This window comes from Streptomyces sp. BI87 (assembly GCF_025957665.1).
GTDB lineage: Bacteria > Actinomycetota > Actinomycetes > Streptomycetales > Streptomycetaceae > Streptomyces > Streptomyces albidoflavus.
The window spans coordinates 1,842,811-1,865,681 of record NZ_CP110079.1; the positions used below are offsets into that span (position 1 = coordinate 1,842,811).

Annotated in this window: 23 protein-coding genes; 12 read left to right on the forward strand and 11 right to left on the reverse strand. The window is 72.7% G+C overall.

The window, feature by feature from the left end:
- Window positions 1–3 precede the first annotated feature (3 nt).
- The 3 genes from OIM89_RS07890 to OIM89_RS07900 all read right to left on the reverse strand — a co-directional run bounded on the left by OIM89_RS07890 (window position 4) and on the right by OIM89_RS07900 (window position 2,624).
- Window positions 4–393: a hypothetical protein gene (locus tag OIM89_RS07890; protein ID WP_264491110.1), complete on the reverse strand. Its 390-nt coding sequence runs from the start codon at window positions 391–393 to the stop codon at window positions 4–6.
- Window positions 394–525: 132 nt separating this feature from the next.
- Window positions 526–921 carry a Panacea domain-containing protein gene (locus OIM89_RS07895; RefSeq protein ID WP_264491111.1) on the reverse strand — a complete coding sequence of 132 codons (396 nt, stop codon included), beginning with the start codon at window positions 919–921 and terminating at the stop codon, window positions 526–528.
- Between the two features lie 650 nt (window positions 922–1,571).
- Entirely contained in the window at window positions 1,572–2,624 is a 1,053-nt protein-coding gene (locus OIM89_RS07900; protein WP_226964416.1) for a beta family protein, read from the reverse strand.
- A gap of 211 nt (window positions 2,625–2,835) precedes the next feature.
- Here OIM89_RS07900 and OIM89_RS07905 point away from each other — a divergent pair, with 211 nt between their 5' ends.
- A complete protein-coding gene (locus tag OIM89_RS07905; RefSeq protein ID WP_047467244.1) occupies window positions 2,836–3,903 on the forward strand; it encodes a glycoside hydrolase family 43 protein in 1,068 nt (355 codons plus the stop codon).
- A 16-nt stretch (window positions 3,904–3,919) separates the two neighbouring features.
- Here OIM89_RS07905 and OIM89_RS07910 read toward each other — a convergent pair whose 3' ends face one another.
- Window positions 3,920–4,732 carry an SAM-dependent methyltransferase gene (locus OIM89_RS07910; protein WP_030695618.1) on the reverse strand — a complete coding sequence of 271 codons (813 nt, stop codon included), beginning with the start codon at window positions 4,730–4,732 and terminating at the stop codon, window positions 3,920–3,922.
- Between the two features lie 511 nt (window positions 4,733–5,243).
- Between OIM89_RS07910 and OIM89_RS07915 the strand changes: the two genes are divergently transcribed.
- The gene (locus OIM89_RS07915) at window positions 5,244–5,624 is read left to right on the forward strand and encodes a peptidoglycan-binding domain-containing protein (RefSeq protein ID WP_030695617.1); all 381 of its coding nucleotides are present in this window, start codon (window positions 5,244–5,246) and stop codon (window positions 5,622–5,624) included.
- A gap of 97 nt (window positions 5,625–5,721) precedes the next feature.
- Here OIM89_RS07915 and OIM89_RS07920 read toward each other — a convergent pair whose 3' ends face one another.
- From OIM89_RS07920 to OIM89_RS07930, 3 genes are all read right to left on the reverse strand, one after another.
- Entirely contained in the window at window positions 5,722–7,137 is a 1,416-nt protein-coding gene (locus OIM89_RS07920) for an NAD-dependent succinate-semialdehyde dehydrogenase (protein WP_047142530.1), read from the reverse strand.
- 270 nt (window positions 7,138–7,407) lie between these two features.
- Window positions 7,408–7,896, reverse strand: a complete 489-nt coding sequence (locus OIM89_RS07925; RefSeq protein WP_030695615.1) for a hypothetical protein — start codon at window positions 7,894–7,896, stop codon at window positions 7,408–7,410.
- A gap of 75 nt (window positions 7,897–7,971) precedes the next feature.
- On the reverse strand, window positions 7,972–8,877 hold the full coding sequence (locus OIM89_RS07930) for an RNA polymerase sigma factor SigF (protein WP_374120860.1): 906 nt from the start codon (window positions 8,875–8,877) through the stop codon (window positions 7,972–7,974).
- A gap of 510 nt (window positions 8,878–9,387) precedes the next feature.
- Between OIM89_RS07930 and OIM89_RS07935 the strand changes: the two genes are divergently transcribed.
- From OIM89_RS07935 to OIM89_RS07945, 3 genes are all read left to right on the forward strand, one after another.
- Window positions 9,388–10,191 carry a DsbA family protein gene (locus tag OIM89_RS07935; protein ID WP_030695613.1) on the forward strand — a complete coding sequence of 268 codons (804 nt, stop codon included), beginning with the start codon at window positions 9,388–9,390 and terminating at the stop codon, window positions 10,189–10,191.
- Window positions 10,188–11,066 (forward strand): cytochrome c biogenesis CcdA family protein, encoded by an 879-nt coding sequence (locus OIM89_RS07940; RefSeq protein ID WP_264491112.1) that lies wholly within the window; start codon window positions 10,188–10,190, stop codon window positions 11,064–11,066. Before OIM89_RS07935 ends, OIM89_RS07940 begins: the two co-directional genes overlap by 4 nt.
- Before the next feature lie 68 nt (window positions 11,067–11,134).
- Complete coding sequence (locus tag OIM89_RS07945) at window positions 11,135–11,929, forward strand: class I SAM-dependent methyltransferase family protein (protein WP_030695611.1); 795 nt, start codon at window positions 11,135–11,137, stop codon at window positions 11,927–11,929.
- A 21-nt stretch (window positions 11,930–11,950) separates the two neighbouring features.
- Here the strand turns inward: OIM89_RS07945 and OIM89_RS07950 are convergent, their stop codons facing one another.
- Window positions 11,951–13,090: a Ku protein gene (locus OIM89_RS07950; RefSeq protein WP_047467249.1), complete on the reverse strand. Its 1,140-nt coding sequence runs from the start codon at window positions 13,088–13,090 to the stop codon at window positions 11,951–11,953.
- Window positions 13,091–13,163: 73 nt separating this feature from the next.
- Here OIM89_RS07950 and ligD point away from each other — a divergent pair, with 73 nt between their 5' ends.
- The 4 genes from ligD (at window position 13,164) to OIM89_RS07970 (ending at window position 17,619) form a co-directional block, all read left to right on the forward strand.
- Entirely contained in the window at window positions 13,164–14,069 is a 906-nt protein-coding gene (gene ligD, locus OIM89_RS07955; protein WP_151168112.1) for a non-homologous end-joining DNA ligase, read from the forward strand.
- Between the two features lie 165 nt (window positions 14,070–14,234).
- Window positions 14,235–14,612 (forward strand): SH3 domain-containing protein, encoded by a 378-nt coding sequence (locus tag OIM89_RS07960; protein WP_030695608.1) that lies wholly within the window; start codon window positions 14,235–14,237, stop codon window positions 14,610–14,612.
- Window positions 14,613–14,767: 155 nt separating this feature from the next.
- On the forward strand, window positions 14,768–16,165 hold the full coding sequence (locus OIM89_RS07965; protein WP_047467253.1) for an FtsW/RodA/SpoVE family cell cycle protein: 1,398 nt from the start codon (window positions 14,768–14,770) through the stop codon (window positions 16,163–16,165).
- Window positions 16,162–17,619, forward strand: a complete 1,458-nt coding sequence (locus OIM89_RS07970; RefSeq protein WP_217466341.1) for a penicillin-binding transpeptidase domain-containing protein — start codon at window positions 16,162–16,164, stop codon at window positions 17,617–17,619. The genes OIM89_RS07965 and OIM89_RS07970 overlap by 4 nt, the downstream gene beginning before the upstream one ends.
- 40 nt (window positions 17,620–17,659) lie before the next feature.
- Here the strand turns inward: OIM89_RS07970 and OIM89_RS07975 are convergent, their stop codons facing one another.
- Together OIM89_RS07975 and OIM89_RS07980 are read right to left on the reverse strand one after the other, a co-directional pair.
- A complete protein-coding gene (locus OIM89_RS07975; RefSeq protein ID WP_030695605.1) occupies window positions 17,660–18,766 on the reverse strand; it encodes a ferritin-like domain-containing protein in 1,107 nt (368 codons plus the stop codon).
- Between the two features lie 259 nt (window positions 18,767–19,025).
- Window positions 19,026–20,180: a hypothetical protein gene (locus tag OIM89_RS07980; RefSeq protein WP_047467254.1), complete on the reverse strand. Its 1,155-nt coding sequence runs from the start codon at window positions 20,178–20,180 to the stop codon at window positions 19,026–19,028.
- 160 nt (window positions 20,181–20,340) lie between these two features.
- On the opposite strand from OIM89_RS07980, the gene OIM89_RS07985 reads away from it, so the two are divergent.
- From OIM89_RS07985 to OIM89_RS07995, 3 genes are all read left to right on the forward strand, one after another.
- On the forward strand, window positions 20,341–20,604 hold the full coding sequence (locus OIM89_RS07985; protein WP_030695603.1) for a hypothetical protein: 264 nt from the start codon (window positions 20,341–20,343) through the stop codon (window positions 20,602–20,604).
- Window positions 20,605–20,779: 175 nt separating this feature from the next.
- A complete protein-coding gene (locus OIM89_RS07990) occupies window positions 20,780–21,865 on the forward strand; it encodes an NlpC/P60 family protein (protein ID WP_047467265.1) in 1,086 nt (361 codons plus the stop codon).
- A 33-nt stretch (window positions 21,866–21,898) separates the two neighbouring features.
- Window positions 21,899–22,531, forward strand: a complete 633-nt coding sequence (locus OIM89_RS07995; RefSeq protein WP_030695601.1) for a hypothetical protein — start codon at window positions 21,899–21,901, stop codon at window positions 22,529–22,531.
- Here the strand turns inward: OIM89_RS07995 and OIM89_RS08000 are convergent.
- Window positions 22,477–22,692 (reverse strand): hypothetical protein, encoded by a 216-nt coding sequence (locus OIM89_RS08000; protein WP_030695600.1) that lies wholly within the window; start codon window positions 22,690–22,692, stop codon window positions 22,477–22,479. The genes OIM89_RS07995 and OIM89_RS08000 overlap by 55 nt on opposite strands.
- Window positions 22,693–22,871: the final 179 nt, after the last annotated feature.

A 22,871-nucleotide genomic window follows, 5' to 3' on the forward strand; every position in this document is an offset into this window, starting at 1 on the left:
GGGTCACTGGTCCTTGCTGGGACATACCTTGTGGTCGGGATCCCACCAGATCGGATAGAAGATCCGAGGGCTGTCACTAGAGAGGACTCCCCAGAGGCGCTCCATGTTGCCGGTGCGGAAGCGGAACAGCTCATCGAAGTCGTCGAGCTGCAGCTCAACCAGTCGGTCCTGCGCTTCCTTGCACAGGTGATCGCGGGGGATCGACTTGTGCTTGGGCCCGCGGCGCCGACCACCGGTCTGCTGCTGTCGTATCTCTCGCCAGGTGAGACGTTCCATCTCCGACAGAAAGTCTACGATCTTCAACAGTGTCTGATCGGTGATCTTCCATGACCACGACCCATCGTGCAGGCGATCCAGCAGGGAAGTCCGCCACACCGGGTGTTGCTCGTCCATTTCGCCGGGCACAGCGACGCCCCGGAGGCGACGGGGGACGCGCTCCGGGGCGGACGGCACAGCAGCCATTGGGACCCGCTTGTTAGCAGGTCTCTTGTTGTTCCCTCCCACACGCCCCCCTGACGTGACCTATCAGACGCTCTCTGTGTCGTTTCGGCTGGCCAGAGATACATAGAAGGACTGCATCGACTCCGGCGTGATCTCCGCTTCGCTGCGTTCAGTCGGCGGAATGCCGTCGCGAGCGTCGATCCACGGGCGCTCGCTGTGTGTGAGGTCACTGAGCTGCTGGGCAGTGAGCTTCGCGTAAGCGTCAATCACTGCGTCAATCGTGGCCTTCTGGTCAGGGCTGAGCTGGGCGGGATCACCGGACGGCCAGTTGTGGATCGTGAACTGGCCTCGGTGTTGCGCATACAGGGCGCGCACCACCGGCCCATTCGCCCAGGCCTCGATGCGTTCATCGAAGAGGGGCTGCTCATCCCAGACGAGGGACCAAGCCTGGGAGTAGTAGCACAACTTCTGCAGCTTCATCGCGGACAGTGGACCGGTCTTCGTCAGGATGTATGCCGCTACGTCGTGTGCGTTCCCCATGGTGCCCCCTTTCGTCTAGTCCCTTCCACGTTAGACCAAGCGCTTACCTAGCGCGTTGGCGGGTGGCGTGGCGGACGAGACTCTCCCCCAGACAGTCTCAGCGTATCGACCCGCACTGTCACTGGTAAGTGGGCGGGTGAAGCTGTGGACGCAATGCGACTATTCGAACGTATGATCGGACAGATGGCCAGTGTCACCACAGACGACCGGTCTGACGTGGGGCTTTCGTGAGGGGGCTGACCAAGAGTCCAAAGCTATCAAGCGCCGCGAGGGGACGGCCCAGGTCTAAGGCGCCGGGGTCGTCGCTGTGCCGGCGTCGGTGGCGCTCGGTTGCTACCGGCCTCTGTAGTACACAGGTCAGCCGTGGACTATCTGTGGACGGGTTGCGCGCCGTTGACTGCCTATGAGCCTGTGACCTGCACAAACGCCGGAATCGGAAGGGCCCTCCGGAGCCGTGTGCGCAGGTTCGAATCCTGCCGGGGGCACTCGCCAGATCAGCGGAACAGCAAGCTGAGCAAGGCGGATGCCGACAGAAGAGGGCGGGAGTCAGGTTCACTGGCTCCCGCCCTTTCGTGTTGTGCCGACGGCCGTCACGGAACGCCGTCGCGGGCGAGGCGGGAGGTCACCACCGCCAGGTGGTGTGAGGTGGCCCAGGCGCGCCACTGTGTCGCGCCGCCCGCCTTGTCGCGTCGGCGGACCGCGCAGTCCTCCAGGCGTTCGTCGCCCCAGGAGGTGGCGGCTCCGGTGGCGGGCCAGCAGGGGGAGCTGACGAGGTCCGCGCTCAGGTCGAAGAAGTCGTCGTTGCCCGCCTTGGCCCTCGGGTAGACGAACACCTGCCAGTCGGAGCCGGTGGTGTACCGCATGTTGGGGTCAGGTCTCCCGCGACTTCTGGGCGGCATTCCGGGGTGTGTCACCCCGAAGTCGCCGTAGTCCAGCGGCGTACCGCTCCATCTCTCGGTGATGTCGAGCCAGAGCCTCGCGTCCTCCCGGACCACCGGGGTCGCCCTGCTCCTGGGGAAACCGGTGAGGTTGACGGGGAAGGCGCCCGAGGCCAGGCAGACGCTGCGCCAGGGCCGGCCGGGCAGCGACTTGAGGGCGTCGAGCACCCGCGAGGTCAGCGTGTTCCGTGAAGGGCCCGTCACCGGTCCCGCGTCGAGGAAGAGGTCGACCTCCCCCGGCTCCAGCCGGACGGAGGCAAGCAGGGCGTCCACCCGCCCCTCGTCCGGGAGGGCTTCGGCGCCGACCGCGGGCACGGAGACCCGAAGACAGGCGCCATGGCCGTGCACCGCCGCCGCCTGCGCGACTTCGCTCAGCACGTCCGCCCTGTCGGACGGCCGGAAGACGGGGCACATGGGCCGGTCCCGGAGTCCCAGCGCCTCACTGACCCGCGCGACCGGGCCGCCCACGTCTCCTTCGAGCACGCGCGCCGGCGACAGAGCGCCGCAGTCCACGGTGAGCACCATGTGGTTCGGCACGTAGTTCATCGCGTGGTCGCAGAAGGTCTCCAGGAGGTCGCGGACCTGGTCGTCCGGGACGAGTTCCATGACAGGGCGGATGTGTCGCCGCACGGTTGGCGAGGTGTGCGCCAGCGCGTAGAACTCGCCCGCCTTGCCCTTCAGTACCGGAACGTAGACCACGAGCACCCCCGCACTCTGTCACCGCCGAGCCAGTCGCTCCCGCCAGGGTGACGAAGGGCGTAAGCGGGAGAAAGGGTGCCGTTCCGGCCAGGTGGCCGACCGGCCGCCGCCCACATGATTGACATGGACACACCCGTTCAGGATGCTGCGTTCACCGACTTCCATCGATGTAAGGGCGCGAGCACCTCCGGCACGACGACGACCGAAGGATGAAGCCATGACCTCCTCTCGACGGATTCGGGCGCTCGTCGGCGCCCTGCTCTCCTGCGCCCTCGCCGCAGGCCTCGGCCTCGCCACCGCATCCCCCGCTGCCGCCGGGCAGGTCATGCGGGCCGCCGATCCCAGCGTCATCCGGGTGGGAAGTACGTACATCTCCGTGCAGTCCGCCGGTGGCGGGCTCGTCGTGCGGCAGGCTTCGTCGACCGAGGGGCTGGCCGGGGCCGAGGGGCGGCAGGTGTGGGCGGATTCGGCGGGGCTCGGGGAGGTGTGGGCGCCGGAGATCGTGCGGGACGGGGGGCGGTACTACATCTACTTCGCGGCGGGGCGGGGGGCCGCGCACCGGATGTATGTGATCAGTTCCGCGCAGGCTGACCAGGGGTACGGGGGTGCGGCCAAGCTGGCGTTGCCGGAGGACAAGTGGGCGATCGACGGGACCCTGTTCACCTTCGAGGGGCAGCGGTGGTTCGTGTGGTCGGGGTGGGAGGGGGACACCAATGTGGAACAGAACCTCTACCTCGCGCGGATGAACAGCCCGACCGAGCCGACCGGGCCGCGGTACGTCATCTCGCAGCCGAGGGAGAGCTGGGAGCGGGTGGTCGGGAACCCGTTCATCAACGAGGGGCCCGAACCGGTCATGGACCCGAACGGGCAGCTCCACATCGCCTATTCGGCCAACGGGAGCTGGAGCGACCAGTACTGCATCGCCGATCTGCGGCTGCGCAAGGGCGGGGACCCGACGTACGTCTGGGACTGGTACAAGTCCAACGGGTGCCTCTTCGGTTCGCACCGGGAGACGATGATGCAGGGGTGGGACCCGACGCTGTACGTCGACGGGCCCGGGCACCACAGCTTCGTCCTGCTCGACGGTGACATCGCGACGAGCCCACCGGCCGGGCCGCGGTTCCCGTCGATGTTCCACGCGGTGGCCAAGGGGACGCCGTACGCGTGGGAGAACCGGCACTGGTACACGGGGACGTTCACCTGGTGGGGCGAGACGACCTACCGGCGGAGCGGGGTGCCCGGGGCCGAGACGGACACCGGGTGGAGTCTGAAGTACTTCGAGTAGGGGCGGCGCCCTCTCCTCAGACCTTCCGCCCCACCCCGCACACCGCGTGCCCCCGGATCACCGGACCGGGGAAGGTCGACAGTTCCGGCCGCCAGTCGGAGGTGGGAACGACGCCGGGCTCCACCAGGTCGAGGCCCTCGAAGAAGGTGGCGATGTGGGCCGGGGTGCGGAGGTGGTACGTGTGGGCCGACTGGGAGTTGTAGGCGGCGACGGCGGTGTTGAGGGCCTCGCTGGTGTCGGTGCCGTCGCTGAGGGCGAGGTAGCTGCCTGAGGGGAGGGCGGCGAGGAGTTCGGTGACGAGGGCGGCGGGGTTCTCGTCGTCGGAGAGCTGGCCCAGGATGCCGAGGAGGGTGAGGGCGACGGGCTGGTCGAAGTCGAGGGTGCGGCGGGCCTCGGCGAGGATGCGGGCGGGGTCGCGGACGTCGGAGTCGACGTAGGCGCAGGCGCCCTCCGGGGTGCTGGTGAGCAGGGCGCGGGCGTGGACGAGGACCAGGGGGTCGTTGTCGACGTAGACGACGCGGCTCTCGGGGGCGATGCGCTGGGCCAGTTCGTGGGTGTTGTCGGCGGTGGGCAGGCCGGTGCCGATGTCCAGGAACTGGCGGATGCCGACCTCGCCGGCGAGGTGGCGCACCGCGCGGGCGAGGAAGTGACGCTGGAGCCGGGCGACGGCGGCGAAGTCCGGGAAGGCCGTGAGGATCTGCTCGCCGACGGCGGCGTCCGGCGGGTAGTGGTCCTTGCCGCCGAGGAGGTAGTTCCAGACCCGGGCGGAGTGCGGGCGGTCGGTCCGGAGGCGGGCGGCCAGGTCGTCCCTGCGGGCAGGCGTCGTCATGCGCCGATCATCACACAACTGCGGCATGGGGGGCGGTAGTTGCGGTTCCGGTTGGTCGGACGCCCCACGTGGTCCGGCGCCCTCGCCGGTGAGGGGGTGGGACGGACCGGATGCGTCCCAGAGTGCCGGGCCAGGGTGGCGTGCGGGGCCGGGGCGCGGTGAGGGTGGTGCCACCGAGCGGAACCGACGAGACGGGGGACGGTGTGCGAGGGGAACACGGACGTGGTGGACGGCGGCGCTCGCGGGGGGGGTGCCGTGCTGACGCTGCTCCCGGCGGGGGTGGCGGGCGCGGCGGGGCCGGAGCGGGCCCCGTACGGGCGGCGGCCGACCGCGCGCCGGTCAGCACGGTGGGCCGGTACTGCGGCCATCACGCGGGGCGGGCCGTCGTCCTCGCGCAGGGCAGCAAGGGGGCGGCGGTGCGCGAGGTGCAGGCGCCGATCGCCAACCACGGCGTACTACGCGTACCACAGCACGCCGCCGCGCATGGACGGCGACGACCGCCGGTCCGGCGGTGGCGGCCGCCGGGGAGCGGGACGGGGCGGGGGTGGCGGCGAGCTGCACCAGGACCAAGAAGGTGTACTGGGGCACGCCGGCCGCCTCGCTGCCGGTCAGCTCCGGCGGTTCGGTCAACTGCCTGCTGGGCCCGGGTTCGTCGGGCACCGCCGTCAAGGCGCTCCAGCACGCGCTCGCCCGCTGCCACAAGGTGAACCTGGGGGCGGGTGGTGTCGACGGCATTGACGACGAACGCACCCGGGCCGGTGTCCTCGCGGTGCGGCGGGCGGCGGGGATCGCCCAGGACGGGGTCTACGGGCTCCGGACCCAGCAGTCGATGAACTGGGACTTCCAGGGCGGCGGCCAGCGGTTCCGCGGGAACATCTATGGGAATCCGTGACTCCCTGACGGCGCGCCCTGCTCACGCGGGCGGCGCCGCTCCCTCCGTACGGGAGGGGGCGGGGCCGCCCGTGCGTGCGCGGGCGCGGTGCGTGCGGTCAGCCCGCGATGCCGTGCAGTTCCGTCCCCGGAGGGAGCACGCGGACGAGCTTCTTGTTGACGAACTCGCGCATGCCGAGGTGGCCGAGTTCGCGGCCGTAGCCGGAGCGCTTGATGCCGCCGAAGGGGAGGTCGGCCTGGGTGGAGGTCGGGTGGTTGATCCAGACCATGCCGGTCTCGATGCGTTCGGCGACCCGGCGGGCCCGGTCGGTGTCGGCGCAGAAGACGGTGCCGCCGAGGCCGTACTCGCTGTCGTTGGCCAGGGCGACGGCCTCGTCCTCGTCGGCGACGCGGTACACGACGGCGGCGGGGCCGAAGAGTTCCTCGGCGTAGGCGCGCATGCCGGGCTCGACGCCGGTGAGGATGGTCGGCTCGACATAGGCGCCGGGGCGGTCGATGCGCTTGCCGCCCATGACCAGTTCGGCACCCTGGCGGACGGTCTCCTCGATCTGCTCGACCAGGGTCTCGGCGGCGCCCTCGGAGGAGAGCGGGCCGAGCGTGGTCGACTCGTCGGCCGGGTCGCCGGGGACGAGCCGGCCGAAGGCGGACTTCAGGCCGTCCAGGAAGGCGTCGTAGTGCGCGTCGAGGACGATGAAGCGCTTGGCGGCGACGCAGCTCTGGCCGGTGTTGGCGAGGCGGCCCGCGGCGGCGGCCTTGACCGTGTGCTCCAGGTTCTCCCCGTCGAGGACGACGAAGACATCGCTGCCGCCCAGCTCCAGGAGGCTGGGCTTGAGGTTGCCCCCGGCGCGCTCGGCGACCTTGGCGCCCGCGCCCTCGCTGCCGGTGAGCGAGGCGCCGCGCACGAGGCGGCTGTCGATGATGCGGGAGACCTCGTCGTGGCCGACGAAGAGATTGGTGTACGCGCCGGGCGGCAGTCCGGCGTCCTGGAAGATCTTCTCCAGGGCCAGCGCGGACTGGGCGCAGATCCCGGCGTGCTTGACCAGGACGGTGTTGCCGAGGACGAGGTTGGGCCCGGCGAAGCGGACCACCTGGTAGAGCGGGAAGTTCCACGGCATCACCCCGAGCAGCACCCCCAGCGGCTCGCTGACCAGGTATGCCTCGCCCTCCTCGACGTCCAGCGGCTCGGGGGCGGCGAACTCGGGCCCGTGCTTCGCGTAGTACGTGAGGATCGAGGCGGCCAGGTCGACCTCGCCGCGGGCCTCGGAGATCAGCTTGCCCATCTCCTCGGTGACGATCTGGGCGAGCGCCTCCTTGCGCTCCAGCAGCAGCTCGCCGGCGCGTCCGACGGCCGCCGCGCGGTCCTCGACACTGCGCGCACGCCACTCTCCGAAGGCCTGGTGGGCCGCTTGCACACGGACGTCCACCTCCTTGCCCTCGATCTGCGGGAACTCCGCGACCGTCCTCCCGGTGGCCGGGTTGACCGTGGCGAACGTGCTCTTGCTCTGCTCCGTCATGGTGACCTCGCGTCGGCTGAAGGGTCGGGCGCGGTTTTGCCATACGGCTGTACGGCGGTACGGCTCTGGGCGACCGGTCGCGTTCGCTGCGTGACCGGTGCCTCTCACTCCACACCCGCCCCACGGTGTACCCGTACATATGAGCGGTAAACCGGACCAATCCCCGGGGCTCCCGGGAACCCCGGACAGCCGGGCGCCCCGGTCCCCACCTGGCGGAACAGGGGGAACCGGGGCGCTCGGAGTGTCACGGGCCGGCCCGTGGGGGCCTGCTCAGGCGCGGGCCTCCTCGCCCGGCTCGGGCTGCCCCTCCTCGCGGGGGGCGCCGTTCTGCGGGGCGGCCGGGCCGCCCTGGCGGGGCGCGAAGCCCTGCGGCGCCGGAGGGCCCTGCGCGGGGCGCGGGCCGGCCGGGGCCTGCGGGCCGCCGCCCTGCACCGCGGCGAGCCCCTGCGCGGAGGCGGGGCCTGCGGGGCGCTGCTGCGGGCCGGAGCCCTGCTGCTGCCCCTCGGGGGCGCCGGGTGCGCGCCGGGGGGCGGGCATTCCGGCGGCCGGCTGGCCGGGGCCGGAGGCGGCGGGGCCCTGGGGCCCGGGGCCCTGCGGAGGACGGTGCTGCTGCTCGGGGCGCCGCGGCGGGAGGATGCTGCTCCAGTCGAGGGCGCTCTGAGCCTCCAGACGGGCCTGGTCGGCGACGCGGCGCGTCTCGGTGAGGACGTCGCCGTGCTCGCGTACCAGCTGGTCGTAGATCGGAGGATTCGGTGACACTTCGGTGGATCTTCCCTTGTGCGGTCGTGCCGACGAGCGGCTGTGCAGTCGCCCACCGTACTGGGTGGGGCTCGCTCACTCCTCGGCGAGCATCCCCGAACGCAGTCGGGTGAGGATGCGCGACAGCAGCCGGGAGACGTGCATCTGGGAGATTCCGAGCTCGGCGCCGATCTGCGACTGGGTCAGCTCCTCGCCGAACCGCATTTCCACGATGCGCCGTTCACGCTCGTCGAGGGTCTCCAGGAGCGGGGCGAGGGCGTGCAGGTCCTCGACCAGTTCCTGGGCCGGGTCGGGGGCGCCGAGGGTGTCGGCGAGCGAGCGGGGGCTGCCGCCGGCGCGGTTGTCGTCGCCGGACTCGGTGGGGACGTCGAGCGAACCCGCGGTGTAGCCGTTGGCCGCGACGAGGCCCTCGACGACCTCCTCCTCGGTCCGCTCCAGCTTGGCGGCCAGCTCCTTGACGGTGGGCTCGCGGTCCAGCTCGGCGGCGAGCGCCTCCTTGGCCTTGGCCATGTCGACGCGCAGCTCCTGGAGCCGGCGCGGGACGTGCACGGCCCAGCTGGTGTCGCGGAAGAACCGCTTGATCTCGCCGACGATGTACGGCACGGCGAAGGTGGTGAACTCCACCTCGCGGGAGAGGTCGAACCGGTCGATCGCCTTGATCAGGCCGATCGTGCCGACCTGGACGATGTCCTCCATCTCGCCCGGACCGCGGTGCCGGAAGCGCCCGGCGGCGTAACGGACCAGGGAGAGGTTCATCTCGATGAGGGTGTTGCGGGCGTACTGGTGCTCGGGTGTGCCCTCCTCCAGCGCCTGGAGCCGGTCGAAGAAGATCTTCGACAGGTCCCGGGCGTCCTGGGGGGCGATCTTGCCGCCGTCCTCCACCCAGGGCAGGTCCGCGGCCGCTGCGGGGCCGCCGGCCGGGGCGGCCTCGGTCCCCTTGACCTGTCGTCCCGCTTCAGTCTGTGCGGACATCGCCGTCATCAGTACCCCTCCAAATTCGTGCGTGGCCGGTCACCGGCTGGGCCTGCGACCCGTGTGCCCGGTCAACCCGCCCCGAAACCAGCGACCTTGACATCACTGTTCGATAACGGCGCCTTCCCCCGGCAGAGCTGTGCATGCACGTCCACACAGAACTTCTCTGTGCGATACGTAACTCCGCCATCGGGAACTACTCATTCCGGCCAGGAACCACCGCTTCCGGGCCACCCTCGCACACCGGCGCCGCGACTCCGCCACCCGGTACGCGTGACGTCTCTGCCTCTCTTTCCTGACGCGTCCCTGACGCCTGGTCACCCAGCACCCCACGGGCACGTCACCCCTCCGGCCCACCCCGCGTGCCCCGTGCGGCGGCGCGCCGGTGTCGCCCCGGGCCGCGCGACGGGGGTGTCCTATCGTGGTCGCGGGCAGGCCGGGCCGCACGCCTCCGGGCCCCGCCCGGGACGGCTCCGGCACCCCGCACCACCGAGCCGACCGAGCCAGGAGCCCCGCGCCATGACCTCCGCGCCGCCCGCCGCCCGTCCCCCGTCCGGTTCCCGGCACCACCGCCGCAAGGTCGTCGCCGCGCTGGTGCTGGTCGCCGCGCTGGTCGGCGGGACCTTCGCGCTCACCCTCGACGGCAGCCGCGACCGGGAGCGGGAACGCTCGGAGAGGACCGCGACCGAGGCGAGCGCGGGCCCCGAGGAGCGGGACGAGTCGCTGCTGCGGCTGGCCCGGCGGGAGAAGGGCGACCCGATGGCGGTCGGGGACGTGGACGCGCCGGTGGTGATGATCGAGTACTCCGACTTCCAGTGCCCGTACTGCGGCCGGTTCGCGCGCGAGACCAAGCCGGCGCTCCTGCGCGAGCAGGTCGAGGAGGGCGTGCTGCGCATCGAGTGGCGCAACTTCCCGCTCTTCGGGGAGGAGTCGGAGCGGGCCGCGCTGGCCGCCTGGGCCGCCGGGCAGCAGGGCAAGTTCTGGGAGTTCCACGACCTGGCCTACGCCGAGCCACGCAAGCGGAACTCCGGCGCGTTCTCCGAGCAGGCCGTGGTGGACATGGCGAAGAAGGCCGGCGTCGGCGACCTGGAGCAGTTCCGGAAGGACCTCGGCGGGGCCGAGGGACGGGCCGCCCTCGAACGGGACCAGCAGGAGGGCTCGGGGCTCGGCGTCAGCAGCACCCCCGCCTTCCTCGTCAACGGCGAGCCCATCCTCGGCGCCCAGCCCGGCTCCGCCTTCACCGAGGCCGTCGAGTCGGCCGAGGCCGATGCCCGGCGCAACAGCGAGGCCGCCGGGCCCGACGCAGAGGAGAGCGCCAAGTGACCGAGGCCGGGCTGCTGATGGCCTTCCTCGGCGGCCTGCTGGCCCTGCTCAGCCCGTGCGGCGCCCTGCTGCTGCCCGCCTTCTTCGCCTACTCCTTCGCCGGCCCGACCCGGCTGCTGCTGCGCACCCTCTTCTTCTACGCGGGGCTCTGCGCCACCCTGGTGCCGCTCGGCGCGGCCGGGGCGCTGGCGGGACGGCTGCTGACCGGCCACCGCGAGCTGCTGGTGGCCGTCGGCGGGTGGACGCTGGTGGCGCTGGGTCTGGCCCAGATCCTGAGGCTGGGCTTCGGCTCGCGCCGGATGCAGCGGGCGGCCGGGGCGCGTCGCGACGGCTCCGCCCTCTCGGTGGCGGCGCTGGGCGCGGTCTACGGGCTCGCCGGGTTCTGCGCCGGGCCGATCCTCGGCTCGGTGCTGACCGTCTCGGCGGTGGGCGGCGACCCGGTCCGCGGCGCCCTGCTGCTCGCGGTGTACGCGCTGGGGATGGCGGTGCCGCTCTTCCTGCTGGCGCTGGCCTGGGACCGCTTCGAGCTGGGCCGCCGGCGGTGGCTGCGCGGCCGGGCGGTGCGGCTGGGACCGCTGACCGTGCACTCCACCTCGGCGGCGGGCGGGCTGCTCTTCGTCCTGACCGGGGTGGCCTTCCTGGTCTTCGACGGCATGGCCTCGCTCGGTTCCGTGGTGGAGCTGGAGACCGAGTACGCCTGGGAGCAGCGGCTCGCCGAGGTGGGCGCGCTGGTCTCCGACCGCACCGTGCTGCTGGCGCTCTGCGCCGTGGCCGCCGCGGGCGCGCTGGCGGTGCTGCTGCGCCCCGGGCGGCGCGCGGCGCAGGACCCGGCGGCCGACGAGCCCGAGCAGGCGCGGGAGCCCGCGCGATCCTGAGGCGGGCCCAGGTACTCAGGTACTTACGCGGATGCCCCGGCCGCACGCCCCCGGCGAGGCTGGGGCGCATGAAGAGAGTGTGGACGACCCTCAAGTGGACGGCGGCGCGGACCGTACTGCGGACCGTCGGCCGGGCGAGCCGTGGCATCCGGATCGGCTACCGCTTCGGATTCGACAGCGGCGTGATGCTGGACCACGTGTACGAGAACCGCGCCCGGGGCGTCCTCGGCGTCGGCCGCCTCATCGACCGGGTCTTCCTGGACGCCGTCGGCTGGCGGGCGATCCGGACCCGCCGTGAGCTGCTGAGCCGGGTGCTGCGCGAGGAGATCGGCCGCCGCGAGGGCGAGGTCTTCGTCCTGGACGTGGCCGCAGGGCCCGGCCGCTACCTCCAGGACCTGGTCGAGCAGACCCCGCCCGGCCGCCTCAGGGTCCTCTGCCGCGACCTGGCCCCGGCCGGGCTGCGCAAGGGCGAGGCGATGGCGGCCGAGCGCGGGCTGACCGGCATCACGTACGAGGTCGGGGACGCGCTGGCCCCCGTGGCGCCCGAGGGCCGGGCGCCGGACGTCATCGTGGTGTCGGGCCTGTACGAGCTGCTGCTCGACGACGCCGAGGTGCGGGAGTCGATCGAGCGGCTGCGGGGGCTGCTGGCCGAGGACGGGGTGCTGGTCTTCACCACGCAGACCCGCCATCCGCAGCTGGAGCTGATCGCGGGCGTGCTGACCAACCGGGACGGCGAGCCCTGGGTGATGAAGTGCCGGGACATGGGGCAGGCCGAGGACTGGGCGTCACTGGCCGGGTTCAAGGAGGTCAGCAGCAGGCGGGAGCGGATCGGGCTGTTCACGGTGACGCTCTGCCGGGCGTGAGCCCTCGTCCCGGCGCGGGGCTCAGGCGGAGCGCTTGCGTGAGGAGGCCGTCTTCTTCTTGGTGGTCGCGGAGGAGGCGGTCTTCTTGGTGCCGGAGCCGGAGGAGGCGGTCTTCTTGGCGGTGGAGGAGCGGCCCGTACCGCTCTTCGCACGCGAGGACGAGGCAGTGGACTTCCCTGAGCCGGAGCCACTCGACGCCTTCTTCTTGGCCGGGGCGGACTTCTTCTTCGCCCCCGATCCGGAACCGCCGGAGGACTTGGCCCGGCTGCCCGTCTTGCGGCGTGAGCTGAGCGAGGTCACCTCGGCCTCCTTGCCCTTCTCTCCGCCCTTCTCTCCGCCCTTCTGCCCGTCTTCCTCCTCGGCGTCCTCGCCCTCCCCCTCGCCCCGCGAGCGCTTGGCCTCGCGGACGCTGCTCTCCAGGGCGGACATGAGGTCGATGACGGTCCCCTCGCCCTGCGCGGGCTCCTTCTCGGGCGCCGGTTCGCGCCCCTCGACCTTGGCGGTGACCATCTCCTCGACCGCCTCGCGGTAGTCGTCGTGGAGCGAGTCGAGGTCCACGTCGCCGAGGGTGTCCATCAGGGCGTCGGCGAGGTCCAGCTCGGCGTCGCGCACGGTCACGTCGGTCTCGGGAGCGGCTTCCTCCGGCGAACGGATCTCGTCGGGCCAGTGCAGGGTGTGCATGGCGATCACGTCGTCCACGACCCGGAGCATGCCCAGGCGCTCCCGCCCGCGCAGCGCGAACTTGGCGATGGCCACCCGCTCGCTGCGCCGCAGGGCCTCGCGCAGGAGGGCGTACGGCTTGGCGGCGGGGGCGCCGTTGACCATGAGGTAGTAGGCGTTGCCCATCTGGAGCGGGTCGATCCGCTCGGACTCCACGAAGGCGACGATGTCGATCGTGCGGGTGGTGGGCAGGGGGAGGCTGGCCAGGTCCTCCTCGGTGATCGGGACGATGGAGCCGTCCGCGTCCTCGAACCCCTTGCCGATCTCGGAGGAGGGCACCTCCTTCTCCTCCAGCTCGCAGACCTTGCGGTAGCGGATGCGGCCGCCGTCCTCCGTGTGGATCTGGCGGAAGGAGACCGCGTGGCTGACGGTGGCGTTGGCCAGCTTCACGGGGATGCTGACCAGGCCGAACGAGATCGCGCCGTTCCATATCGACTGCACGCTGAGCACCTTCCCGGCGGTCGGTTTGGTGAGGTATCGGCATTGTGCGGCGTTTTCGTGCGATTCTCATCGTATGACGCCCATCACCCACGTGGAGGGGCGGCGGCTCGCGCTCAGCAACCTCGACAAGATCCTCTATCCGGCCACCGGCTTCACCAAGGGTGAGGTGCTGCACTACTACGCCTCCGTGGCCCCGGTCCTCCTGCCGCACCTGCGGGACCGGCCGCTCTCCTTCCTGCGCTATCCGGACGGCGCCGAGGGCGAGACCTTCTTCGCCAAGAACGTGCCGCCCGGTACACCCGACTGGGTGCGGGTGGCGACGGTGCCCCGCTCCGCGCGGGACACCACCAGCGCCCGGCAGGTGGTCGTGGACGACCTGCCGTCGCTGATGTGGGCGGCCAACCTGGTGACCGAGTTCCACACGCCGCAGTGGCGGGCCGAGGCCCCGGCCGTCGCCGACCGGCTCGTCCTGGACCTCGACCCCGGCGAGCCGGCCGGGATCGCCGAGTGCTGCGAGGTGGCGCTGATGCTGCGGGAGCGGCTGGCCGCCGACGGGCTGACCGCCTTCGCCAAGACCTCCGGCTCGAAGGGGCTCCACCTGCTGGTCCCGCTGACCGGCGCCCCCTCGCGCGAGGTGACGGCGTACGCGAAGGAGCTGGCGGTCGCCGCCGAGCAGACGGCGCCCGAGCTGGTCGTCCACCGGATGGCGAAGCGGCTGCGCGGCGGGAAGGTCTTCGTCGACTTCAGCCAGAACTCCGCCTCGAAGACCACCGCCACCCCCTACACCCTGCGCGCCCGCCCGCACCCCACCGTCTCGGCCCCCCTGACCTGGGAGGAGGTCGCCACCCGGGGCGAGGACGACCGCCTGCCCGGGCTGCGGATCGAGGCGGACGAGGCGGCGTCGCGGGTGGAGCGGTACGGGGACCTGCTGGCGCCGCTGGTCACCGGCGAGGCGGCGGCGCCGCTGCCCGGGAGCTGACGGCCAACTCCGCCTCCGAGGCGCGCCGTACGGCCCGGGGGCACCCGTCCGGCGGACCGTTCCGGCGGACGGCCTAGCTGACGATCCGTGCGGTGGCGGGACCGACATACCCCTCATAGCGTCAGATCTGTCGGAACACCACCTTCGTTCTCTCGAGGAGAGTTCATGTCCCTGCGGTCCCAGGTCATCAAGGTCGGCACGCTCGTCGCCGCCGGCACCCTCGCCCTCGCCGCCCCGGCCGGCGCCCTCGCCCCGGCCCCCGAGGACGCCCAGGCGTCGAACCAGGCGGCCGTCGCCGCCCCCAAGGTCTACAAGGGCCGGGTCATCGCCAAGACGGGCCTGATCCTGCGCGACGCCCCGACCCGTGGCGGCGCGGTCGTCGGCACCGTGCCCTACGGCAAGGTCGTCGACATCCGCTGCAAGGTCGAGTCCCGCGACGTGGTGGACGGCAACCCGCGCTGGTACCTGCTGACCAACGGCCGCTGGGCCTGGGGTTCGGCGCGCTACATCGAGAACATCGGCGAGGCCCCGCGCTGGTGCTGACGTAGCCCCACGCGACCAGGAGCCCGGCCGGAGCCCACGAGGCACCGGCCGGGCTCCGGCACGTCCCGCCCTTCGGCCGTCCGGCCGGGAACACGGCCGCTGGGACATATCGGCGCGCGACGGACATCCCGCCCGATACTTGCTACGTTCCCGCCATGACCGGAACGACGACCGGCCCGACCACCGGTCCCCCGCCACGCCCGGTCACCCCGGGCCCCGGCCCCCGCGATCCGGCGGCCGGCGGGCCGAGCCGGCGCGGCACCGAGTTCTTCCTCCTCCTGGTGGCCGTCCTGCTCTGCGTCTCCGGCTACCTGGTGGTGGGCCTGACCCTGCACGGCGCCCCGCCGCCGGACACCCTGCGGTACGCCGCCGGGCTCGGTGCGCTGGCCGTGCTGGCGCACGGCGCCGTCCGGCTCACCGCCCCGTACGCCGATCCGCTGCTGCTGCCCATCGCGGTGCTCCTCAACGGCATGGGGCTGGTGCTGATCCACCGTCTGGACCAGGAGACGCCCCACGACCAGGCGGCCGGCTCGCAGCTCGTCTGGTCGACGGCGGGCGCGGCCCTGTTCGTCCTGGTGGTGCTGCTGGTCCGCGACCACCGGGTGCTGCGGCGGTACACCTTCCTCCCTGTAGCCGCCGCGCTCACCCTGATGGTGCTGCCGGTCTTCTTCCCGCCGGTCAACGGTGCCCGCATCTGGATCAGGTTCGGCGGGTTCTCCTTCCAGCCCGCCGAGTTCGCCAAGGTGCTGCTCGCCGTCTTCTTCGCCGGGCACCTGGCGGCCGGGCTCGCCGTGCTGCGCGACACCGGGCGCAAGGTGTGGGGGGTGCGGCTGCCGACCGGGCGGGCGCTGGGGCCGGTGGTGGCGGTGTGGCTGCTGAGCGTCGGCGTCCTCGTCCTGGAACGGGACCTCGGCACCTCGCTGCTCTTCTTCGGCCTCTTCGTGGTGATGCTCTACGTGGCGACCGGCTGGACGGGGTGGATCACCGTCGGGCTGCTGCTGGCGGGTGCCGGGGCGTGGGCGGTGGGGCGTCTGGAGCCGCACGTGCACGCCCGCGTCACCGACTGGCTCCACCCGCTCGCCTCCATCGAGGCCGGCGAGGGTTCCAACCAGCTCGCCCAGTCCCTCTTCGCCTTCGCCTCCGGCGGCCTCTTCGGCACCGGCCTGGGCGCCGGCCACTCGGTCCTCATCGGCTTCGCCGCCAAGTCCGACTTCATCCTCGCCACCGCCGGCGAGGAACTGGGCTGGGCGGGCCTGGCCGCGCTCTTCGTGCTCTACGCGCTGCTGGTCGAACGGGGTTTCCGGTGCGGGCTGGCACTGGACGACCCGTTCGGGCGGCTGCTGGCGACCGGGCTCGCCTCGATCGTGGCGCTCCAGGTCTTCGTCATCGCGGGCGGGGTCACCGGGCTCATCCCGCTGACCGGCATGGCCATGCCCTTCCTCGCCCAGGGCGGCTCCTCGGTGGTGACCAACTGGGTGATCGTGGCGCTGCTGATCCGGCTCAGCGACTCCGCCCGCCGCCCGGCGCCCGCCCTCGCGGAGGCGGACCGGTGACCCGCTGCATCCGCCGCGCGGGCGTGCTCTGCCTCCTCCTCCTGCTGGCGCTGCTGGTCCACACCGCCCGCCTCCAGCTCTTCACCGGCGCCGAACTCACCGACAGCGCCGCCAACCGGCGCACCGCCATCACCCGCTACGCCCAGCCGCGCGGCGAGATCCTGGTCGACGGACGCCCCGTCACCGGCTCCCGCGACACCGGCGAACTCCTGCGCTACGAACGGACCTACACCGACGGCCCGCTCTACGCCCCGGTCACCGGCTACGCCTCCCAGCAGTACGGCACCACCCTGCTGGAGGCGGCCGAGGACGGCGTCCTGGCCGGCACCGACCCGGCCCTCGCCCCGCTGCCGCTCTGGAACGACCTGACGGGTGGCCGCAGCCCCGGCGGCAAGGTGGCCACCACCATCAAGGCGGCGGTGCAAAAGGCCGCGTACGAGGGGCTGGCCGGACGCAAGGGCGCGGTGGCGGCGCTGGAACCGGTCAGCGGCCGGGTCCTCGCCCTGGTCTCCTCGCCCTCCTACGACCCGGGGCGCCTCTCCGGCACCGGTCCGGCGGCGGCCGGGGCGTGGCAGGAGCTGACCGGGGCGGCCGACGAGCCGATGCTCAACCGGGCGATCCGGCAGACCTATCCGCCCGGGTCGGCCTTCAAGGTGGTGACGGCCGCCGCCGCCCTCGACGCGGGCACGGTCACCGACCCGGACGCGCCGACCCGCTCCCCCGACCCGTACACCCTGCCCGGCAGCGAGAAGCAGCTCAGCAACGAGGTGGAGGGGTGCGCGGACGCCTCGCTGCGGTACGCCTTCCAGTGGTCGTGCAACACGGTCTTCGCGAGGCTCGGGGTGCGGGTCGGGCTGGACGGCATGGTCGCCGCCGCCGAGCGGTTCGGCTTCAACGACCGGGGGCTGCGCATCCCCTCCCGGGTCGCGCCGAGCACCTTCGCCACCGGGATGGACGAGGCGCAGCTGGCCCTCTCCTCGATCGGGCAGTACGACACCCGGGCCACGCCGCTCCAGATGGCCTCGGTGGCGGCGGCCGTGGCGGCGGGGGGGTCGGTGCGCCCGCCCCGGCTGGTCGAGCGGACCACCACCGGGTCCGGCTCCCCGGTGTGGACCGGCGGCCCGCCCGGCTACCGCCAGGTGATGAACCCCGGCACCGCCTCCGTCCTGCGGCAGCTGATGCGCGACGTGGTGGAGGACGGCACCGGCACCAACGCCGCGATCGCGGGCGCGGAGGTCGGCGGGAAGACCGGCACGGCCCAGCACGGCGTGGGCAACGCGGGCGTCCCGTACGCCTGGTTCATCTCCTGGGCACGGGACGAGGACGCGATCGAACCGGCGGTCGCCGTCGCGGTGGTGGTCGAGGACGAGGAGGCGCGGCGGGAGGCGATCAGCGGCGGGGGGACAGCCGCGCCGATCGCCCGAGCCGTGATGGAGGCGGCGCTGGGCCGCTGAGCCGGCGCCGCCCTCCCGGTGCTCCCGTCGCTCCCGGTCGTCAGCTCTCGGCGCCCGCGCGGATGGCGTCGGTGACCTCGCTGACCCGCTCCTGCTCCTCGGCGGCGAACCGCTCGGCGTCCAGCTTCTCGGCGATCTCCTCGTCCTGGGCCATCAGCAGGTCGAGGTTGTGGTCACCGAGGTCGAAGACGCCCATGTCGACGTAGGCCCGCTGGAGGCGTTCGCCCCACAGGCCGATGTCCTTGACGCAGGGGACGATCCGGCTGAACAGCAGCTTGCGGAAGAGGTGCAGGAACTCCGACTGCTCGCTGAACTCGTGGGCCTCGGCCTTGGAGATGCCGAAGTTCTCCAGCACCTCGACGCCGCGCAGCCGGTCGCGCATCAGGTAGCAGCCCTCGATGACGAACTCCTCTCGCTCGCGGAGTTCGGCGTCGGTGAGCTGGCGGTAGTAGTCGCGCAGCGCCATCCGGCCGAAGGCGACGTGCCGGGCCTCGTCCTGCATGACGTAGGCGAGGATCTGCTTGGGCAGGGGCTTGTCGGTGGTGTCGCGGATCATCCCGAAGGCGGCGAGCGCCAGCCCCTCGATGAGGACCTGCATACCGAGGTAGGGCATGTCCCAGCGGGAGTCGCGCAGGGTGTCACCCAGGAGCGACTGGAGGTTGTCGTTGACCGGGTAGAGCATCCCGATCTTCTCGTGGAGGAACCGCCCGTAGATCTCGGCGTGGCGGGCCTCGTCCATGGTCTGGGTGGCGGAGTAGAACTTGGCGTCCATGTCCGGTACGGACTCCACGATGCGGGCGGCGCAGATCATCGCGCCCTGCTCCCCGTGGAGGAACTGGCTGAACTGCCAGGAGGCGTAGTGCCGCCGCAGCTCGGCCTTGTCACGCTCGGTCATCCGCGCCCAGTGGCGCGTGCCGTGCAGGGTCAGTGCCTCGTCCGGGGTGCCGAGGGGGTCGTACGGGTCGACCTCCAGCTCCCAGTCGATGCGGCGGACGCCGTCCCACTGCTTGTCCTTGCCCTTCTGGTACAGGGAGAGCAGGCGGTCGCGGCCTTCGTCGTACTCCCAGCTGAAGCGGGCGGCGCCCGTCGCCGGGACCTGCCACAGGGGGTCGGAGGGGGGTTCGGTGTAGAGATCACGGGTCGACACGGTGGCACTCCTCCACTCGGTCCGGGGGAGGCGTGCCGCCGGGCCGGGCGGCACCGCCCCGCACGCAGGCTCACACGCCCGGGGGGCGTGGTCAACCAGGCGTGCGAGGGGGATTTGCGGGGCGCGGGCGGGGCTGGGTGCGCCTCTGTAACCCTGGGTTACCCCCAGGTGGGCTCGGTGGCCTCAATCGCCGGCCGGGCTATTGATAGCCCGGCCGGCGATTGAGGCCACCGAGCCCGGCCGGCGTTTGAGGCCCCGCTCAGTACCGGACAACGGCCGCCACGCGGCCATCCCCCGTGAGGGTCCCGTCCGGGACGAAGCGGACCTGGGCGTCGCCGTCGAGAGCGGTCTCGACGAGGGTGTCGATGATGTCGGTCTCGGCCGACAGCCCGACCTCGATGTCGATCGGCGGCTCGGTCTCCTCGGGCACCTCCCCGAGGTGCAGCCGCCCCTCCTCGTCCACCTGGCCCACGGCCACAAAGCTCTCCTCGACCAGCAGCAGGGACACCCTGCGCTCCGCCACCATCGTCCACACCTCGGACAGCCCCGAGGTGAACCGCTTGGCGCTGCGGGCGTCGTCGAGCGCGGCCATGTCCCGGCGGACCAGCTCCTTGAACCACTCCTCACGGGCGGGTGCCAGCCGCTCGGCCAGCCGGGGCCCGCTCTCGGTGTCCTGGCCGGCCAGCTCCAGCCGCCCGGCCAGCTTGGCCGCGTGCCGCGAGACCTGCTCGAAGCGGGGCAGCACCTCGGACCCGCCGACCACGAAGAGCGGCAGCGGCTGGGCGTCGAGCGCCCGGGTCAGCCGCTCGTCCACGTCCGTCATGTACTGGCGGATGCGCTCCTCCCGGATGGCGCTGGGGCTGCGGCCGTAGAGCGGGCCCGGGATCGCGTCCTCCGGGTCCGGGATCTCCGGCGGGGCCGGGAACCCGTGGTCCTCGACCTCGCTCAGCCGCTCCCCCTCGCCGACCCAGAGCCGGCTCATCTCCTGGTCGAGGACGAGGACGTAGTACGGGCGGGCGTGCAGGCGGGCGTTGACCAGTGAGCGGGTCAGGTAGGTGTCCGAGAAGACGATCCGGGTGGGCACCTCCACGGGGGTGGTGAGCTGCCAGGTCTGGAGCTCCTCACCCGGGGCGACCAGCAGGAGCAGCCCGTCACCGGCGTAGATGATGTCCTCGAACTCCGAGAACGTCTCCTCCTTGAGGATGTCCTCCAGCTCCAGCCGGGCGTCCCGCTCGACCCTGGGGTCCTCGCGCAGCCGCTTGCGGGCCTCGGAGAGGAGGTTGCGCAGCCGGATGAAGTCCTGGTCGCGCTCGGGTCGGGCCCTGTGCGTCGGCATGAGCAGCGAGACCGCCGGGTAGGGCCGGGGCCTGCGCAACTCCTTCAGCACGGCCGGGGTCAGTTCGCTGGTGTGCATCGACGGCTCCCAGTGCGCTCTCGGCGAAAGGTCCACTCCAGGGGAACACCGGCGAGGTGATCCCGCGACTCGCGTGCCCGAGGGTCCGGACGGAAAACGTGCCCCCGGCCGGTCTCCTCCCGCCGGTGCCGGTGCCGGGCGGGTGGGTGACACTGGGCGGGTGAGAACCGAGGACACCGCCTTCGTCGGAGGGCCGCTGGACGGCCGCGTACTGCCCGTGGTGACGGGGCTGACCGGCCAGGTCCCGGCCCGTTACGAGGTGCCCGTCCCCGAGGGCGGCACCCTGGTCTACCTCCGCGAACCGGCAGCCCGCGGCCGCCGCACCGGCATCGTGCGCGGCTGGCTGTACGTGTACGCGCCCGACACCCCGCCCGGCGGGCGCAGGGTGCGCTGGCCCTGGTCGAGGCGGGAGGGCCGCGACTGACCCGTGCCCGTGCGGCGGAACGGGTGACAGCGCCCCCGAGGTGGCCCAGCGCCGGGCGCGGAGCCGCTCCCGGACGCGCAGGCTCACAGGTGCGGGGCGGAGGGCCTGCCCCGCTCCGGGAGGTGCGCGGGTGTCGGGCAGATGGAGGGCGGCCGCGACCGCGGCGCTGGCGGCGATGGCGCTGGGGGCGGCTCCGGGAGCTCCGGCGGCCCCCGATCCGGCGGGCCGCAGCCCCGCCCAGCTGCTGACGGAGCTTCAGCGGCTCCACCGGGAACTGGGCGAGGCCACCGAGACGTACCAGGCGACCGCCCGTACCCTCGCCGAGCGGCGGGCCCGCAACAAGCGTCTCGGCACCGGCCTGGCCAAGGCCAGGATCGCGCTGGCCGAGGGGCGGGACGCGGCGGGGCAGCTGGCACGGCGGCAGTACCAGGGGATCGTGGAGGTCTCCCCCACACTCCGGCTGCTGCTGGCCGCCGACGCGCAGGGCGCCCTCGACCAGGAGCACGTGCTGCGCCGGGCCGCCCGCGACCGGGTGGCGACGGTGGAGCGGCTGACCGCCGCCGAACGGCGCGCCTCGGGGCTGGCCCGTGAGGCGCGGGCGGCCCTCGACGAGGAGCAGGTCCTGGCGGCCCGGCAGCACGCCCAGCACCGGGCGGCACGGGAGAAGCTGGACGAGGTGACGGCCCTGGTCTCCTCCCTCTCCCCGGACCAGCTCGCCGAGGTGGACGGCCTGGAGGCGGAACGCGGCGAGGAGGCCCGGCGGAACCTGGTCGCGGCGGGCGGCCTCAGCTCGGCCTCCGCGGTGCCGACCCGGCGCGGCGAGCGGGCGGTGCGGTTCGCGGTCGACCAGATCGGCAAGCCGTACGTGTGGGGCGCCGAGGGCCCGGACTCCTACGACTGCTCGGGGCTGACCCAGCGGGCCTGGGGCTCGGCGGGCACCGAGGTACCGCGCACCAGCCAGGAGCAGTGGGCCGAACTGGACCGGGTCCCGCTCCGCGAACTCCGCCCCGGCGACCTGGTCGTCTACTTCCCGAAGGCCACCCACGTCGCCCTCTACCTCGGCGACGGCCTGGTCGTCCACGCCCCCCGCCCCGGCGCCGACGTCAAGGTCTCCCCTGTCGCCGCCAACCCGGTCCTCGGCGCGGTCCGCCCCGACCCGGACGGCCCCCCGGTCCCGGAGTACGAACCGCCCGCGCTCCCGGAAGGGGCGCGCGACGGGGCGGACACGGGGTACGCGGAGGAGGCGGCACCGGAGGGCTGAGGCGAGCAGGGCGGGGAGCCCCACAATGACCCCATGGACCTCCCCGCCCTGCTCGCCTCAGCCTCCCTGCTGGTCCCCGAGGAGGACGCCTCGGAGAACGACCTGACGGTGCGGGACGTCTGGGAGCTCCTGGTCGGAGACGACTGGGAGACCGCTCTCCGTCTGCTGGAGGAGCTGGCGGCGGACGCCGGTCCGCCGCCGGCGGAGTTCTGGGACCGCCTGGGCGAGGCCGCCGGGCAGTACGGCCTCGAACGCAGCGCGGCTTGGTGCCACTGGCGCTCCGCCGAGCTGCGCAACGGCATGGTCCGGGCGGAACTCACCCTCCGGCCCGCCGGGGAGGCACGCCGTACGACGCCGGTGCCGGGAGCCGGGGTGCTGCGCCCCCTGTGGGACATCGGCGGCCGCTCCCCCACCGGGGAGCGAGCGGTCAGCATCGCCGCACTCTGGGTGGAGGGTCTGCCGCACCTGGAGCCGGGCGCGAGCGCCACGGTCCGCCTCCTCCCCCTGACGCCGGCCCACTGGGACCACCTCCGTCCCGGCGCCCGGATCACGATGCACGAGGACAGCACGGTGGCGGGCACGGCGGTGGTGCTGGAGGTGGGGCAGGCTGGTCAGCGTCGGCTCTGCGACGAGCCGCCGGGGAAGGAACCGTCCACGAAGGGGTGACGGTAGGCGTAGCGGGCGACGTGGGCCCGGTCGCGGTGGGCCTGCTCGATGCGGAGCCCGTCGGCGTTCTCCGTGGTGCGGTTGCGACGGCGCAGCACGGTGACGGCGGAGAGCAGGGCGGCGGTGAGCATGAGCGCGACGAGCACGACGAAACTGGCCAAGGGAACCCCCGTGGTGAACGCGCGGCCGGAGAGAGGCCGGGCCTGAGCCCCAGCCTCACAGAACGCACCGGATGCGTAAAGGGAGCGTAAAAATGCCTGGCGGGAAATGATCGTTCCACGCCGAGAGCCGCCCCCGGGACGTTCCGGTGGGCGGCTCTTCGCGTGGTGCTCGGTGCTGC